The 16117-nt window shown below is 71.7% G+C and carries 18 protein-coding genes, 1 pseudogene and 1 riboswitch; of the genes and pseudogenes, 10 read left to right on the forward strand and 9 right to left on the reverse strand.

The features are described from left to right. The first annotated feature begins 89 nt into the window (after nt 1–89). From N8I86_RS06855 to N8I86_RS06885, 7 genes are all read left to right on the forward strand, one after another. Entirely contained in the window at nt 90–1040 is a 951-nt protein-coding gene (locus tag N8I86_RS06855; protein WP_073895010.1) for a cytochrome c oxidase assembly protein, read from the forward strand. Nucleotides 1041–1124: 84 nt separating this feature from the next. After that, nucleotides 1125–1316: a hypothetical protein gene (locus N8I86_RS06860; protein WP_073895368.1), complete on the forward strand. Its 192-nt coding sequence runs from the start codon at nt 1125–1127 to the stop codon at nt 1314–1316. A gap of 37 nt (nt 1317–1353) precedes the next feature. After that, on the forward strand, nt 1354–1839 hold the full coding sequence (locus tag N8I86_RS06865; RefSeq protein WP_073895370.1) for an Lrp/AsnC family transcriptional regulator: 486 nt from the start codon (nt 1354–1356) through the stop codon (nt 1837–1839). 152 nt (nt 1840–1991) lie between these two features. Beyond that, complete coding sequence (gene ddaH, locus N8I86_RS06870; protein WP_263277391.1) at nt 1992–2801, forward strand: dimethylargininase; 810 nt, start codon at nt 1992–1994, stop codon at nt 2799–2801. Further along, on the forward strand, nt 2801–4018 hold the full coding sequence (gene rocD, locus N8I86_RS06875) for an ornithine--oxo-acid transaminase (RefSeq protein ID WP_123438676.1): 1218 nt from the start codon (nt 2801–2803) through the stop codon (nt 4016–4018). The genes ddaH and rocD overlap by 1 nt, the downstream gene beginning before the upstream one ends. Before the next feature lie 230 nt (nt 4019–4248). Beyond that, on the forward strand, nt 4249–4974 hold the full coding sequence (locus N8I86_RS06880) for a lysophospholipid acyltransferase family protein (protein WP_073895016.1): 726 nt from the start codon (nt 4249–4251) through the stop codon (nt 4972–4974). 74 nt (nt 4975–5048) lie between these two features. After that, nucleotides 5049–6062, forward strand: a complete 1014-nt coding sequence (locus tag N8I86_RS06885; protein WP_263280077.1) for an NAD-dependent epimerase/dehydratase family protein — start codon at nt 5049–5051, stop codon at nt 6060–6062. 63 nt (nt 6063–6125) lie between these two features. Here N8I86_RS06885 and N8I86_RS06890 read toward each other — a convergent pair whose 3' ends face one another. From N8I86_RS06890 to N8I86_RS06925, 8 genes and pseudogenes are all read right to left on the reverse strand, one after another. Continuing rightward, on the reverse strand, nt 6126–7721 hold the full coding sequence (locus N8I86_RS06890) for an alpha/beta hydrolase (RefSeq protein WP_263277392.1): 1596 nt from the start codon (nt 7719–7721) through the stop codon (nt 6126–6128). Nucleotides 7722–7860: 139 nt separating this feature from the next. Beyond that, nucleotides 7861–8630: pseudogene (locus tag N8I86_RS06895) on the reverse strand (urease accessory protein UreD). Next, nucleotides 8618–9304, reverse strand: a complete 687-nt coding sequence (ureG, locus tag N8I86_RS06900) for an urease accessory protein UreG (protein ID WP_263277393.1) — start codon at nt 9302–9304, stop codon at nt 8618–8620. Before ureG ends, N8I86_RS06895 begins: the two are co-directional and overlap by 13 nt. 358 nt (nt 9305–9662) lie before the next feature. Next, the gene (locus tag N8I86_RS06905) at nt 9663–10337 is read right to left on the reverse strand and encodes an urease accessory protein UreF (protein ID WP_263277394.1); all 675 of its coding nucleotides are present in this window, start codon (nt 10335–10337) and stop codon (nt 9663–9665) included. An 11-nt stretch (nt 10338–10348) separates the two neighbouring features. After that, on the reverse strand, nt 10349–12070 hold the full coding sequence (locus tag N8I86_RS06910; RefSeq protein ID WP_073895024.1) for an urease subunit alpha: 1722 nt from the start codon (nt 12068–12070) through the stop codon (nt 10349–10351). After that, nucleotides 12063–12374: an urease subunit beta gene (locus N8I86_RS06915; RefSeq protein ID WP_263277395.1), complete on the reverse strand. Its 312-nt coding sequence runs from the start codon at nt 12372–12374 to the stop codon at nt 12063–12065. Before N8I86_RS06915 ends, N8I86_RS06910 begins: the two co-directional genes overlap by 8 nt. An 11-nt stretch (nt 12375–12385) precedes the next feature. Continuing rightward, nucleotides 12386–12688, reverse strand: coding sequence for an urease subunit gamma (locus N8I86_RS06920; RefSeq protein WP_073895028.1), 303 nt, complete (start codon nt 12686–12688; stop codon nt 12386–12388). 225 nt (nt 12689–12913) lie between these two features. Beyond that, nucleotides 12914–13192 carry a type II toxin-antitoxin system Phd/YefM family antitoxin gene (locus N8I86_RS06925; RefSeq protein ID WP_073895030.1) on the reverse strand — a complete coding sequence of 93 codons (279 nt, stop codon included), beginning with the start codon at nt 13190–13192 and terminating at the stop codon, nt 12914–12916. 87 nt (nt 13193–13279) lie between these two features. On the opposite strand from N8I86_RS06925, the gene N8I86_RS06930 reads away from it, so the two are divergent. From N8I86_RS06930 to N8I86_RS06940, 3 genes are all read left to right on the forward strand, one after another. Next, nucleotides 13280–13915: an ATP-dependent Clp protease proteolytic subunit gene (locus N8I86_RS06930; protein ID WP_263277396.1), complete on the forward strand. Its 636-nt coding sequence runs from the start codon at nt 13280–13282 to the stop codon at nt 13913–13915. A 7-nt stretch (nt 13916–13922) separates the two neighbouring features. Further along, entirely contained in the window at nt 13923–14231 is a 309-nt protein-coding gene (locus tag N8I86_RS06935) for a hypothetical protein (RefSeq protein ID WP_073895034.1), read from the forward strand. Nucleotides 14232–14648: 417 nt separating this feature from the next. Further along, a riboswitch (cyclic di-AMP (ydaO/yuaA leader) is annotated at nt 14649–14802 on the forward strand. Between the two features lie 3 nt (nt 14803–14805). Next, a complete protein-coding gene (locus tag N8I86_RS06940) occupies nt 14806–15288 on the forward strand; it encodes a C40 family peptidase (RefSeq protein WP_073895036.1) in 483 nt (160 codons plus the stop codon). 227 nt (nt 15289–15515) lie between these two features. Here the strand turns inward: N8I86_RS06940 and N8I86_RS06945 are convergent, their stop codons facing one another. After that, a complete protein-coding gene (locus tag N8I86_RS06945) occupies nt 15516–15974 on the reverse strand; it encodes an ATP-binding protein (protein ID WP_073895038.1) in 459 nt (152 codons plus the stop codon). Nucleotides 15975–16117 lie beyond the last annotated feature (143 nt).

Below are 16117 nucleotides of genomic sequence, written 5' to 3' on the forward strand. Positions count from 1 at the left end.
CCCGCCCCGGGTCACGGTCGTGACCGGGGGCGGTTCTACTCTTGTGGGCGGACAGACGCGTACAACCCCCACGAATCAGGAGCCGGCGGATGGATCACAGCGGGCACGGCATGATGATGGATCTGCCGCCGTTCACGCTGGCACGAGGGCTTGCGTGGTCGGCGGACCCCTTCTTCCTCCTCGCCTGTCTGGCCGGCCTGGCCCTGTACGGCTGGGGGGTCGTACGGCTGCGGCGGCGCGGGGACGCCTGGCCCGTCAGCCGCACGGTGTCGTACGTCGTCGGTGTGCTCACCATCGCGCTGGTGATGTGCACCAGGCTGAACGACTACGGCATGGTCATGTTCAGCGTGCACATGGTGCAGCACATGGTGATCAGTATGCTGTCGCCGATCCTGATCCTCCTCGGCGCCCCGGTCACGCTGGCGCTGCGGGCGCTGCCGACCGCCGGCCGGGGCAGGAAGGGCCCGCGCGAGGTGCTGCTGGCGTTGCTGCACAGCCGGTACATGCGGGTCGTCACCCACCCCGCGTTCACGATCCCGCTGTTCATCGCGAGCCTGTACGCGCTGTACTTCAGTCCGCTCTTCGACTTCCTGATGGGTTCCCGGACGGGGCACGTCGCGATGATGGTGCACTTCCTCGCGGTCGGTGTCGTGTTCTTCTGGCCGATCATCGGCGTGGACCCGGGCCCGCACCGGCCGGGGTACCTGATGCGGATGCTGGAGCTGTTCGCGGGCATGCCGTTCCACGCGTTCTTCGGCATCGCGCTGATGATGGCGTCGACGCCGATGGTGGAGACCTTCCGGAACCCGCCCGTCTCCCTCGGCATCGACGCGCTCGCCGACCAGAACGCGGCCGGCGGCATCGCGTGGGCCTTCAGCGAGATCCCGTCCGTGCTGGTGCTGATCGCGCTGCTGTTCCAGTGGTACGGCTCCGAGCAGCGGCAGGCCAAGCGCAAGGACCGGGCCGCGGACCGGGACGGCGACAAGGAGCTGGAGGCGTACAACGCCTACCTGGCTTCGCTGAACGCACGCGAGGGCTAGGCGGGAGCGCTTTCCGTCCGGGCATCCCGTACGGGCGGGAACCGGGGCACCATGGTGGGGACGGTCCACGAGGAGGGTGTCGCGATGCCCGGTTCCACGAACGGCCCAACGAACGGTTCCACGAACGGCTCCACCAGGGCGATGGGGGCCCTCACGGTCGGCGGTCTCGTCGTCGTGACCGCCTACACGGTCGCTCTCGGCAGCAACGGCTGGCTGTGGTTCGGCTGGGTCGTCCTGGGGCTGCTGACACTCGCGATGGTCGTCACCCAGTCCTGAGGGCGCCCCGGTGGCGGGGCTGACCTACAGTGCCCGCATGAACAGCAGGACGCCCACGTTCGACGACCTCGACCGCAAGATCACCACCGCGCTGATGGCGAACGCCCGCACCAGCTTCGCCGAGATCGGGGCGGACGTGGGGCTGTCCGCGACCGCGGTCAAGCGGCGGGTGGACCGGCTGCGGGAGACCGGGGTGATCACGGGGTTCACGGCGACGGTGCAGCCCTCGGCGCTCGGCTGGCGCACGGAGGCGTACGTCGAGGTCTACTGCGAGGGCGCGGCCCCGCCGCGGCGCCTGGCGGAGGTGGTCCGCAACCACCCGGAGATCACCGCCGCCATGACCGTGACCGGCGGCGCCGACGCGCTGCTGCACGTGCGGGCGCGGGACGTGGAGCACTTCGAGGAGGTGCTGGAACGGATCCGCACCGAGCCGTTCATCCGCAAGACGATCAGTGTGATGGTGTTGTCCCACCTCCTCCCGGAAAGCCCGGAGGCGGGCGCCACCCATGCGGCGCCGGAATGACCCCGGTCATGCGCAACGGTCGTGCGTCCGCCCTGGTCACGACGCAGCGATGGTGCGCCGACGCGCAGCCTTTCGCGCTTGTCGCGGTGATCCGGGCTTCCTACCGTGGTGTCATCCCTCAGTGACACACTGGAAAGCGGAGGAAACCCTCTGTGTCCGAACATCGTGTGCCGCGCCACCGGCGCTTTCTCGTCTGCGAACCCGCACATTTCGCGGTGCAGTACGCGATCAATCCATGGATGCATCCCGACCGGCCCGTCGACGTGGACCTCGCCCGTGACCAGTGGCAGGCGCTGATCCGCACGTACCGCGCCCACGGTCACACCGTCGAGTCCGTCGAGCCGGTCGCCGGCCTGCCGGACATGGTCTTCGCCGCGAACGCCGCGTTCGTGGTCGGCGGCCGGGTCTTCGGCTCCCTCTTCCACGCGCCGGAGCGGCGTCCCGAGTCGGTCCACTACGACACCTGGTTCAAGGCGGCGGGCTACGACGTGTACCGCCCCGAGTCGGTGTCGGAGGGCGAGGGCGACCTGGTGTGGACGGGCCGGTACGTGCTCGCCGGCACCGGGTTCCGCACCACCCGCGAGGCCCACCGTGAGGCGCAGGAGTTCCTCGGCCACCCGGTGATCGGCCTGACCCTGGTGGACCCGTACTTCTACCACCTGGACACGGCGCTGTTCGTGCTGGACGACGACAACATCTGCTACTACCCGGAGGCGTTCTCGGCGGGCAGCCGGGAGGTGCTGCGGCGGCTGTACCCGGACGCCGTGCTCGCCACCCGGGAGGACGCGATGGCGTTCGGCCTGAACTCCGTGTCCGACGGCCGCAACGTCTTCATCGCACCCCACGCCGAGGCCCTCGCCGAGCGCCTGGCCCGCCACGGCTACGTCCCCGTCCCCGTCGACCTGTCGGAGTTCCACAAGGCCGGCGGCGGCATCAAGTGCTGCACCCAGGAGATCCGCTGATGACCGCACCCGCGCGCACGCGCACGTCCGCCGAGCTGATCCGTGCGGAGGAGCCCGTCCTCGCGCACAACTACCACCCGCTGCCCGTGGTGGTGGCCCGGGCCGAGGGGACCTGGGTGGAGGACGTCGAGGGCAAGCGCTACCTCGACATGCTCGCCGGATACTCGGCGCTCAACTTCGGCCACCGGCACCCGGCCCTGGTCGAGGCCGCGCACCGGCAGCTGGACCAGCTGACGCTCACCTCCCGCGCCTTCCACAACGACCGGCTCGCGGAGTTCGCGGAGCGGCTCGGGGAGCTGACCGGTCTTGACATGGTGCTGCCCATGAACACCGGCGCGGAGGCCGTGGAGAGCGGCATCAAGGTGGCCCGCAAGTGGGCGTACGACGTGAAGGGCGTCCCGGCCGACCGGGCGACGATCGTGGTCGCGGCGGAGAACTTCCACGGCCGGACGACGACCATCGTCAGTTTCTCCACGGACGAGACGGCCCGCGCGGGCTTCGGCCCGTTCACGCCGGGCTTCCGGATCGTGCCGTACAACGACCTGGCGGCGCTGGAGGAGGCCGTCGACGAGACGACGGCGGCGGTGCTGATCGAGCCCATCCAGGGCGAGGCCGGTGTCGTCATCCCGGACGAGGGCTATCTGGCCGGCGTGCGCGAACTGACCCGGCGCAAGGGCTGCCTGTTCATCGCGGACGAGATCCAGTCCGGCCTCGGCCGTACGGGCCGTACCCTCGCCGTCGAGCACGAGGACGTGGTGCCGGACGTGCTGCTGCTCGGCAAGGCGCTGGGCGGCGGCATCGTGCCGGTGTCGGCGGTGGTGGCCCGGCGCGAGGTGCTGGGCGTGCTGCACCCGGGCGAGCACGGCTCGACGTTCGGCGGCAACCCGCTCGCCGCGGCCGTCGGCACGGCCGTGGTGGGGCTGCTGGAGACCGGGGAGTTCCAGCGCCGGGCCGCCGATCTCGGCGTGGTCCTGCGGGACGGGCTGACGGAGCTGGTCGGCCGGGGCGTGCTCGGCTTCCGCTCGCGCGGACTGTGGGCGGGCGTCGACGTCGACCCGGCGATCGGTACCGGCCGTGAGATCAGTGAGCGGCTGATGCGGGAGGGCGTCCTGGTCAAGGACACCCACGGCTCCACGATCCGGCTGGCGCCCCCGCTGACCATCACGGCGGAGGAGCTGCGCTCCGCGCTGGCGGCCCTGGAGAAGGTGCTGGTCTGACGGATCCGCGGGCGGGGCCGGTGCCGCGGGCACCGGCCCCGCCCGTGTGCCCGGCACGTGTGGACCGTAAGGGCCGTGCGCGCGTGGTTCCGTAACCCCGGGCCCGGGGGCGGCATGAGGTGGATTCCGGACGGTTACAGATGACGGGGAGCGCTGTCCGGGCCCGCTCGGAGATCATGGGCGCTCATCCACCGGTGTCGAGCCGCATCCGGCAGAGTGAGGGGCGAGACGTGTTCTACTACCTGCTCAAGTACGTGCTGTTGGGCCCCTTGCTCAGACTCGTCTTCCGGCCCCGGATCGAGGGCCTGGAGAACGTGCCCGCGGAGGGTCCCGCGATCGTCGCGGGCAACCACCTGTCGTTCTCCGACCACTTCCTGATGCCCGCGATCCTGAAGCGGCGCATCACCTTCCTGGCCAAGGCGGAGTACTTCACCGGGCCGGGGGTCAAGGGCAGGCTCACCGCGTTCTTCTTCCGCAGCGCCGGCCAGATCCCGGTGGACCGCTCCGGCAAGGAGGCGGGGCAGGCCGCGATCCGCGAGGGCCTCGGGGTGCTCGGCAGGGGGGAACTGCTCGGCATCTACCCGGAGGGGACCCGCTCGCACGACGGCCGCCTCTACAAGGGCAAGGTAGGTGTCGCGGTGATGGCGCTGCGGGCGGGCGTGCCGGTGGTGCCCTGCGCGATGATCGGCACCTTCGAGGCGCAGCCGCCCGGCAAGGTGGTCCCGAGGATGCACCCCGTGACCATCCGTTTCGGCAAGCCGCTCGACTTCTCCCGGTACGCCGGCATGGAGAACGAGAAGGCGGTCCTGCGGGCCATCACCGACGAACTCATGTACGCCATCCTGACGCTGTCCGAGCAGGAGTACGTCGACGAGTACGCGGCCGTCGTCAAGGAGCGGCGGGCGGCGGAGAAGGGCGTGCGGGAGCGGCGGTTCCCCCGGGCGCCGCTCGGCTGACGGCTTCTGCCGTCGGCAGAGGACCGTGGCGTGCCGTGTCCGCCCGGCCGTACGGTCGCGGGATGAGACGTGCTGTGGTGATCGGAGCGGCGGGGCAGATCGGGCGTCCGGCGGTGAACGCGCTGGCGCGGGACGGCTGGGCGGTGACGGCCGCCTCGCGGAGCGGCGGCCGGGACGCGGCCTGGCCGGAGGGGGTACGGACCGTACGGCTGGACCGGGAGGACGGGGACGCGCTGGCCCGGGTGGTCGGCGGCGGCTGCGACGTGCTGGTCGACATGGTCGCCTTCGGGGCCGCGCACGCCCGGCAGTTGACCGCCCTCGCCGACCGGATCGGGTCGGCCGTGGTCATCTCCAGCGTGTCGGTGTACGAGGACGGCAGGGGCCGTGGCTTCGACACCCAGGAGCGGCCCGACGGCTTCCCGGAGTACCCGGTGCCCCTGCCGGAGACCCAGCGGACGGTGGCTCCCGGCGAGGCCACGTACAGCACGCGCAAGGTGGCGCTGGAGCGGGAACTCCTGGCGGCGGGCGACCGGTTGCCGGCCACCGTGCTGCGGGCGGGCGCGGTGCACGGACCGCACTGCCGCAGCCCCCGCGAGCTGTACTTCGTCAAGCGGAACCTGGACGGGCGGGGACGTCGTGTGCTCGCGTACGGCGGGGCGAGCCGCTTCCATCCGGCGAGCGTGCACAACCTCGCCGAGCTGATCCGGCTGGCCGCGGCGCGGCCCGGGTCCCGGGTGCTGAACGCCTGCGACGCGGAGGCGCCCACGGTCGCCTCGATCGCCGCGGCGATCGACGCGGTGATGGGGGTGCGCACCGAGACGGTGTCCGTCGACGGCCCTCCCCCGGCTCCGCGGGTGGGCGAGACTCCCTGGTCGGTGCCGCGTCCGGTCGTCGTCGACATGTCGGCGGCGGAGCGGGAACTGGGCTACCGCCCGGTGGTCGGGTACGCCGACTCCCTCCCCGAGACCGTGGCGTCCATCGCCGACCGGCTCGCCGGAACGGACTGGCGTACGGCGTACCCGAAGATGGCGCAGGCCTACGGCGACCTGTTCGACTACGCGGCGGAGGACGCCTGGCTCGGCGCGTGAGCCCCGGACAGGAGCGAGGGGCGGCCGGAGGACCGGCCGCCCCTCGTCACCGTTCCGCGGGGGTTACGGCTTGGGCGTGGCGTGCGGGGCGCAGGTCACGTCCTTGCCGTCCAGCTTGCCGGAGAGCAGGTAGGCGTCGACGCGCTGGTTGATGCAGGGGTTGACCAGGCTGGTCACACCGTGGGAGCCCGCGTCCTTCTCGGTGATGAGACGGGAGCCCTTGAAACGCTTGTGCAGTTCGACGGCACCCTCGTACGGGGTGGCCGCGTCCCGGGTGGACTGCACGATCAGGACCTTCGGCAGGCCCTTGTGGGTCTTGACCTCGAGCGGGTTCTGCTGCTTGGCCGGCCAGGTGGCGCAGGGCAGGTTCATCCAGGCGTTCGCCCAGGTCATGAACGGGTAGCTCTTGTTGAGCCGGGTGTTGTCCCGGTCCCACTTCCGCCAGCTGGTGGGCCACTTGGCGTCGGCGCACTCGACGGCCGTGTAGACGGCGTTGCTGTTCTCCGAGGCGATGTTGCCCGCCGTGTCGGACAGGTCCGGGGCGGCCGCGTCGACCACCGCCTGGGTGTCACCGGCGGTGTACTTGCTCAGGACCGTGGCGACCGGCACCCACGAGGAGTCGTAGTACGGCGCGCTCTGGAAGAAGGAGATCAGCTCGGCCGGGCCGACGACCCCGCCGATGGGGCTCTTCTTGGCGGCGGCGCGCAGCTGGAGCCACTTGTCCTGGACGGCGGCGCGGGTGGTGCCGAGGTGGAAGGCGGCGTCGTTCGCGGCGACCCAGTCCTCCCAGTCCTTCCAGCGGCCCTCGAACGCGATGTCCTGGTTCAGGTTGGCCTCGTACCAGATGTTCTCGCGGGCCGGGTCGACCACGCTGTCCACGACCATGCGGCGCAGGTGACCCGGGAAGAGGGTGCCGTAGACGGCGCCGAGGTACGTGCCGTAGGAGACGCCCAGGTAGTTGAGCTTCTTCTCGCCGAGCGCGGCACGGATGACGTCGAGGTCGCGGGCGGTGTTCGGCGTCGTCATGTGCGGCAGCATCGCGCCGCTGCGCTTGCCGCAGCCCTCGGCGTACTCACGGGCCAGCTTGCGCTGGGCCCTCTTGTCGGCCTCGCTGCCGGGCACCGGGTCGGCCTTGGGCGCCTTGACGAACTCCTGCGGGTCGATGCAGGAGATGAGCGCGGAGTGGCCGACGCCGCGCGGGTCGAACCCGACGAAGTCGTAGGCCTTGGCGGTGTTCGCCCAGACGGCGTTCTGGGTGACGACCCGGCGCGGGAAGCGCAGGCCGGACCCGCCGGGACCGCCCGGGTTGTAGATGAGCGCGCCCTGGCGCTCCTTCTTGGTGCCGGTGTTGCCGATGCGGTCCACGGCGAGCTTGATCTGCTTGCCGTAGGGGTGGGCGTAGTCCAGCGGCACGCTGACCCAGCCGCACTGGATGGGCTTCTCCAGGCCCCAGTCGGCCGCGCAGTCCTGCCAGTGGATGCCGGCCTTGGCCGCCCTGGCGGCGGCGATCTCCGCGCCCTTGGCCTCGCGGTCCTGCGCGGGACGCCCGGTGGCGCTCGCGGCGGGCGCGGTGACCGCGCCGGCGATCAGGGTGGCGGTGACGAGTGCTCCGGCCGAACCGAGTGCCAGCAGGCGGCTCTTCGGTCTGTTCTGCCTCAAGTGGGCCCCTCCCCGAGCTTCGCTGTAAGTGCGTCAGGCGGGGATCCTTTCTGCTGTGAGCCGTCTGAGAACAGGGGTTGACACCCATCTTTACCAATCCGATAACCGGATGATCACGTCCCGCTGAGCGGGCGGGTGTTCACCGGCCCAGGAGCAGCAGTGCCTCGTCCAGCAGCCGCCGCAGCCGCAGGGCGTCGGCTGCCACCGCGCTCACCAGGACGGCGGGGCCGGCGAGCGGCATCAGCGCGGCGCACTCCCCCAGCATCCGGGCGGCCATCGGACGGTCGGCGAACTCCGGTCGTACGACGATCAGTTGACCGACCGCTCGATGACCCGCGAGCACACCGGGGCCGTCCCAGCCACCCGGCGCTCCGGGACCGCAGGCCACCTCCTGGTCGAGGACCGTCCGGCCGGCGATCCGTACGGTCAACCGGCTGGTGAGCCGACCCGGTTGCTCGCCGGCCCGGCCTAGTACCTGCTCCTCGCGCAGCACGAGTCGTGCCCCGTCGTCGAGTTCGGCCCGTGTGGTGACGTACAGGTCGCTGCCGCCGGCCGAGATCAACTGCTCGGGCAGCCAGTGCAGTTCCGCGTCCTCGGCCACGTCGAGCCGGACGTCGTAGTGGGCCGTGTCCTTGGTCTGGCCGGGCAGCGCGAGGGTGGCGGCGGCGGAACCGACGTGCAGCCGGGCGCCCCGTTCCGCCCGCACGGCGAGGGTGAGACGGTCGCCGCCCAGCGGGCCGCTCATCGCGCCGACCACCAGCACCTTCGCCTCGGCTCCGCTCGCCCTGGTGCGGCGCAGCGCCAGGGGCCCTCGCCGTCCAGCACGGGCAGCGCCGTACCGCCGCGTCCGTCCGCGCGGGCGACGATCCGCGCGAACGCGCGGACCCCGGTGGCCGTCACGCCGTCCACGCCGTCCACGACGCGAGTCGCTCCCGCACCCAGGCGGCCACGTCCGCGACACCGGTCTCGCCGCGCAACGACTGTAGGACGACCGGCAGTTCGGCCCGTTGCGCCTTGGCGTCCGCGGCCATCCGGGCGAGGTCGGAGCCGACGTGGGGGGCGAGGTCGGTCTTGTTGACGACGAGCAGGTCGGCGGTGGTGACGCCGGGGCCGCCCTTGCGCGGGATGTCGTCGCCGCCGGCCACGTCGATCACGAAGATCTGGGCGTCCACCAGACCCTTGGAGAAGGTGGCGGTGAGGTTGTCCCCACCGGACTCGACGAGGATCAGGTCCAGGGGGCCGACCGCTTCCTCCAGGTCCTCGACGGCTTCGAGGTTGGCGGAGATGTCGTCCCGGATGGCGGTGTGCGGGCAGGCGCCCGTCTCCACGGCGGTGATCCGCTCGGGCGGCAGGACGGCCTCCCGGAGCAGGAACTCGGCGTCCTCGCGCGTGTAGATGTCGTTGGTGACGACGGCGAGGGACAGCTCCGCGCGCAGCGCACGGCAGAGCGCGGCGACGGTGGCGGTCTTGCCCGACCCGACGGGCCCGCCGAGCCCGATACGCAGGGCACGCCGGGACCCGTCCGGCCGGCGGGCGTCCGCACTGAGAGCGGCGGGCCCGTGGTGAGCGTGGTCGAGATGCATGAACGTCTCCTGTGGCGCGCCCCTGACGTCCGCCGCCCGCCCGGGGGGCGGACGGGAAGGTGCGGGGCGGTCGTGGTTGGGGGTGAGGGGGCGGGGCGGGGTGCTTGAGGCAGGGGTGGTGGACCGGTGCGAGGCCCGCCGAGGTCGGAGGTGGGCCGATACGGGCCCGCAGGGGCTGCCTGAGGGATCGGTTCGGGGACGTCTGGGTCGGGGGTGACGGGTCGATGGTCGGTCGGGATCGGAGGGCGGGCCGCCTTCGTGGCTCATCCGGGTCGGGGACGGGCCGGTCCGGGTCTGTCCCTGTCGGAGACGGGGGCGGGGCCCCCTGGCGAAGGGATCCGCCGGAGTGTGGGGCGGCTCAGGAGGCGAACAGTCTCAGGGGCCACGTCGTGTGCCATTCCGCGCCGATCTCCAGCAGCGGTGCGGACGCCGACGGCAGGGCGTCGACGCCCTCGTCGGCCACCCGGCGCGCCGCCTCGACCGCCGTGTCGGCGATCCGGTCCAGCTCCGGTGCCAGCCGGGCCAGGACGCCGGTCGCGTCGAACGGGTCGAGGCTGAGGAGCCGTACCGTGGCCGTGGCCGGCCCGCTCACGCTCTCGTACAGCGCGCAGTACGCGGCGTCCTCGGGTCCGAGTCCGGCCGCCCGGGCGGCGAGCCCGAGGACCACGGGCTGATGCGCCCCCTTCGGGAACCGGCCGGCCAGCGCGTCGAGTTCGCCGGACGGCCAGCTGGCCCGCGCCGCCCGCAGGAGTTGCCGGCCGAGTCGCCGCGCGGCCGCCCGGAGGGCGGGCGACGGTGTCCGCGCGTCCGCCGCCGCGTCCAGCTCCCCTGCGTCCGCTCCGAGTACCGCGGCCGCGGCGAGTGCTCCCGCGACCAGACCTGCGGTGTGGGCCCGGCCCCGGCAGAAGGCCTCCAGGCTCGCCGCCGAGGTGATCCGGCCGGCCTTGACGGCCGCCTCCGCCCCGCCGGAGTGCGCGTGCCCTCCGGCCGGGAAGCGGCCGTCGGCCAGGACGAGCAGTGCTGCCCTCGACATCACACCGCCCCTCAGAAGAGGAAGTAGCGCTGGGCCATGGGCAGTTCGGCCGCCGGTGTGGCCTCGACCAGTTCGCCGTCGATGTGCACGGCGAAACTGTCGGGGTCGATCCGGACGTCCGGCCGGGCGTCGTTCTCCCGCATGTCGGCCTTGGTGACCCGGCGCGTCGACTCGATCGCCACGAACCGCTTGCCGAGCCGAAGCCGCTCCGGCAGCCCGTCCTCGATCGCCAGGGAGGCGACGAAGTTGACGGAGTTGGCGGCCGGGGCCCGGCCGATCGCCCCGTACATCGGGCGGGGCAGGATCGGCTGCGGGGTGGGGATGGAGGCGTTGGCGTCGCCCATCTGCGCGTAGGCGATCTGCCCGCCCTTGATGACGAGGAGCGGTTTGACGCCGAAGAACGCGGGCTCCCACAGCACCAGGTCGGCGAGCTTGCCGGTCTCGACCGAGCCGATCTCGGCGGCGAGTCCCTGGGCCAGCGCCGGGTTGATCGTGTATTTGGCGACATAGCGACGTACCCGGTGGTTGTCCGCGCGGCCGTCACCGGGCAGCGCCCCCCGGCGGCCCTTCATCACATGGGCCGTCTGCCAGGTGCGCAGGACCACCTCGCCGACGCGTCCCATGGCCTGGGAGTCGGAGGAGATGATCGAGATCGCGCCGAGGTCGTGGAGGATGTCCTCCGCGCCGATCGTGGAAGGCCTGATCCGGGACTCCGCGAACGCCAGGTCCTCCGGCACCGCGGGATTGAGGTGGTGGCACACCATCAGCATGTCGAGGTGTTCCTCGACGGTGTTGACGGTGAACGGCCGGGTCGGGTTGGTGGAGCTGGGCAGGACGTTCGGCCGGGAGACCACGGTCATGATGTCCGGCGCGTGCCCGCCGCCCGCACCCTCGGTGTGGTACGAGTGGATGCCCCGGCCGGCGATCGCGGCGAGGGTGTCGCCGACGAAGCCCGCCTCGTTCAGGGTGTCCGTGTGGATGGCGACCTGGATGCCGGTCCGGTCGGCCACGGTGAGCGCGGCGTCGATGACGGCCGGGGTGGAGCCCCAGTCCTCGTGCAGCTTGAGCCCGACGGCGCCGCCGCGGATCTGGGAGAGCATCGCCTCGTGGCTGACGGTGTTGCCCTTGCCGAGGAAGCCGACGTTGACGGGGTACGCCTCCATCGCCTCCAGCATCCGGGCCAGGTGCCAGGGGCCGGGCGTCACGGTGGTCGCCTTGGAGCCCTCGGCGGGACCGGTGCCGCCGCCCACCAGGGTGGTGATGCCGGAGGCCAGGGCCTCGTCGGCGACCTGCGGGCAGATGAAGTGGACGTGGGCGTCGATGGCACCGGCGGTCAGGATGCGGCCGTTGCCCGCGATGATCTCGGTCTCGGGGCCGATGACCAGGTCGCGGTGGACGCCGTCCATGGTGTCGGGGTTGCCGGCCTTGCCGATGCCGGTGATCCGCCCGTCGCGGATGCCGACGTCGGCCTTGACGATGCCCCAGTGGTCGATCACGACGACACCGGTGATCACGGTGTCGGGGGTGCCCTCGGCCCGGGTGGCCCGGGACTGGCCCATGGACTCGCGGATGACCTTGCCGCCGCCGAAGACGGCCTCGTCGCCCGAGCGGCCGGGGCCGCCGGAGCGGTCCTCCTCGATCTCGATCAGCAGGTCGGTGTCGGCGAGCCGGATCCGGTCGCCGGTGGTCGGCCCGAACAGGTCGGCGTAGGCACCGCGGGAGATCTCAGGCATCGAGGGCACCTCCGGTCTCCCCGCGCAGGCCGGGCACGATCCGGGTGCCGGCGAGGGCGACGAGTTCGACGTCGACGGGGATGCCGGGTTCGAAGCGCACGGCGGTGCCGGCGGCGATGTTCAGCCGCCTGCCGCGCGCGGCCGCGCGGTCGAACTCCAGGCCGGGGTTGGCCTCGGCGAAGTGGTAGTGCGAGCCGACCTGGACGGGCCGGTCGGCGGCGTTGAGTACCGTCAGACGGATGACCTCACGCCCGTCGTTGAAGTTGACGGGGTCCTCGGCGAAGAGGATCTCTCCGGGAATCATCGCGGCCCCCTTCAGATGATCGGCTCGTGGACCGTGACGAGTTTGGTGCCGTCCGGGAAGGTGGCCTCCACCTGGACGTCGTGGATCATCTCGGGCACGCCGTCCATGACGTCGTCCCGGGTGAGGAGTTTGCGGCCGGAGGACATCAACTCGGCGACGCTACGGCCGTCCCGGGCGCCCTCCAGGATGTGCGACGTGATGAGGGCGACCGCCTCCGGGTGGTTGAGCCTGAGCCCGCGGGCCCTGCGCTTCTCGGCCACGTCGGCCGCCACGTGGATCAGCAGCCTCTCTTGTTCGTGCGGGGTCAGTTGCACGTCCCACCTCACAGTCCTTGCTCCGGACCGTGCGGGGTCCGGTTGCCGCAGCCACCACGGCGGGATAGGTGTAACACACAGACAAATTGCCCGAGGATGACGAAACGCGGGCAGAAGAACCCCTGGTGGCGTGGAGCGGAAGGCTAGTTCGCCGGAGTTTCAGCGACGTTAACCAGGCCTTGGGCCCCGGATGACCGTGCGATGGGCCAGCCCATACCCGGCGGGCTAGGGCGCGCCGGGCCGGCGGTGCTCGGCCGCGATGCCGAAGCGCTGCTGTTCGCGGGCGACGGAACCGGCCTCGCGGACCCCGGACACCGTGCTGACCATCCCGTCCTCGCCCTGCTCGTCGAGGGCGGCCAGCCGGTCCAGATCGGCTGCCGAGACCATCGCGACGAGCGGCTTGCCGTGGCGGGTCACCACGACGCGCTCGCCGCCGTACACCACCCGGTTGATCAGGTCGGCGAGCTCAGCCCTGGCTTGCGTCACCGGAATCTCGTAGGCCATGCCCCCATCATAACGTCACGTACGTACTGTACATTCTGTACAGAAGCCGGGTCCGCGAGGGGCCACGGCATGAGGAGGGGTATGCCCATGTCCCGACCGTCCGCCCGTCACGTCCTGCCCGAGTTCACCGAGCACGTCGGCAGCGGCGCGCGCACTCTCGATCCGTACGGCAAGCTCTTCGAGGACCGGGTCGTCTTCCTCGGCACACCGGTCGACGACGCCGCGGCGAACGACGTGACGGCGCAGTTCATGTACCTCGAACACGCCGCCCCCGACCGGGACATCACGCTGTACATCAACTCCCCGGGCGGTTCCTTCGGGGCGATGACGGCGATCTACGACACGATGCGGTACGTCGGCTGCGACATCGCGACGTACTGCCTGGGGCAGGCCGTTTCCGTCGCCGCGGTGCTGCTCGCGGCCGGCACCCCCGGCAAGCGGTTCACGCTGCCGAGCGCCCGCATGGTGCTCGAACAGCCCACCCTGCCGGAGCCGGTGCGGGGGCAGCCCAGCGACCTCGCGATCCAGGCCGGGGAGTTGGCCCGGACCCGTGCACTGACGGAGACGATCCTCACGGCGCACACGGGGCGCACGGCGGAGCAGGTCCACCGGGACCTGGAGCGGGATCTGATCCTGGACGCCTCCGGGGCCCTGGCCTACGGCCTGGTGGACGGTGTCGTGCCCAGCCGCCGCGAGGTGCCCGGCGCACCGGACGCGAGGTGAGCGCCCGATGCTGCCTCCGGAACTGCCGCCGCTGCCCGCGCTGACCCGGGCGGAGGGCGAGTTGATCGACCGTTACCTGGAGGCGGCCGACCTGCTGGGACGGATCAACCCCGCGCGCGACGGTGCCACCTACCCCGGCCTGCGGGCCGCGCAGGCCCTGGTGCGCAAGGCGGCGGAGCTGCGTGACGCGCTCGCGCTGATGCACGCGCGGGGCGAGACGGAGCTGCACGGGGACACGCTGGCACGGGCCCTGCGGGTGCTGGACGGCGAGCGCCGCACCGCTCGCGTCGCGCTCCCGCCCGACGGCGTCGGCTGATCCGGACGCGCGTGGGGCCCGCGCGGGCCCGGGCGTCGACGCGCCGTTCGGGCCGGAGTTGAAACGGCCCGAACGACTGTCCGCCGACCGAGGTATATCCAGATGATTTTCTGACGCTCCCGGCTTGCGCGCGGGACCGGTCCGTGGTGCCCCGGCACGTGCTCCGCCCCAGGTCGGGGGCTACGAACGGGACTTGACGACGTCTCGAACAGAGCAATGTCCACCCGAACGGGTGAGTGGTGAGTAACGCCACAAATCCCCGATTCCATTGGGATTTTCGGACACCTGTGAGTGAAGATCCCTGTCTGACGACAAGACCCCGCCACGGCGGCGGGGCGATCCGGGCGGACGCCGAGTCCTGCCGCCGCCCGGATGACCGGTCGACAGGAGTGGATCGGCAGGAGTGGAGGACCCAAGCTAGACGGGTCGCCGGAACGGATGTTCGTCCGCTGGATGCGGACGGCCGGATGTTCCGAGCAGCCCTTGGGGTGAAGCCGCGGCAACGCGGCCGGGCAACTTCGCCAGCCCGAATCCGACAGGTCATCCTTCACAGGCGGCTGACGAAGGGTTGCGCATGTCTGCGCTCAATCGTGTCCCGTCGCTGATGGCCCGGGCCGGCACGGCCTCGGCTCTGACACTCGCCGCCGTCGGCGGCTCCATCGCGGTGCCCGGCCTCGCCACCGACGCCTCGGCCGCGACCACCGCGGCCACCGCGACGAAGGCACTGAAGATCGCGGCCTCCAAGAAGGGGGCTCCGTACCAGTACGGGGCCACCGGGCCGCGGCGCTTCGACTGCTCGGGTCTGACGCTCTACTCGTTCAAGAAGGCGGGCAAGAAGCTGCCGCGCACCGCCGCCCAGCAGTACAACAAGTCGCACCACATCTCGGCCAGGAGCCGCAAGGCAGGCGATCTGGTGTTCTTCCACTCCGGTTCCAGCGTCTACCACGTCGGCATCTACGCCGGTCACGGCAAGATCTGGCACGCGCCCAGGACCGGTGACGTGGTGCGGCTGCAGAAGATCTGGACGAAGAGCGTGTGGTACGGCCGGGTGAGCTGACCCGACGTCACGGCAGGAGCGGCCCCGGCGGCGGGTCCGCTCCTCCCATGGCCCAAGGGTCCGTCAGTGCCGCCTGGGCGCCCGCCCGGAGTCCGCGGGCGGCTCGGGGCCGGCGCACGGAGGATCAGCGCGAACAGCGGCGTCCCGGACACGGGTGTCCAGCCCCGGCCGAGGCCTCCTCGGAGGCCTCGGCCGGGGCGTCGCGGCGTTCTGGCGCCCGTGCCGGGCTACGGCTCCTGCTGCCCTCCGGCCGTCACCGGCTCGACCGGCAGCGCCCACGGCAGCTCGATGAAGACCGTCTTGCCCCCCTCACGGGTCGGGCGGACGCGGAGCTTGCCGCCGCACTCGGCGGTGAGGCAGCGGATGATGACCATGCCGCGCCCGTTGTCCTGCTGGACGGCGGCGGGCAGTCTCTTGGGGAAGCGGGGATGGCTGTCCGTGACGCCGATGCGCAGGTGCTCGTCACGGTCCAGCGCGATGTCGACCGTGAAGGTGGGTGACTGTCCGAAGGTGTGCTGTACGGCGTTGGTGGCGAGTTCGGAGACGATGAGCCGGACGGTGTCGGCCACGTCGGTGTCCGACGGAAGGCCCCACTCCGCGAGCGTCCCCACCACGTAGGTGCGGGCCGCGGCGACCGAGGCGGGATCGCTCGGCAGAGTGACGGATGCTTCCAGATGGTCTGCCATGGCGACGTCGTCCCTTTCCCACGGGACCGCAGTCCGACATGGAGCGGATGGTTCGAGTACGGTCCCGGACTGGTGCTGGTCGCCAGACTGCCATCACCGGGCCGGTCACGGGGAGCGATCCACCAAGATATGCATATATCTGT

Source organism: Streptomyces albidicamelliae, from assembly GCF_025642175.1.
Lineage (GTDB): Bacteria > Actinomycetota > Actinomycetes > Streptomycetales > Streptomycetaceae > Streptomyces > Streptomyces albidocamelliae.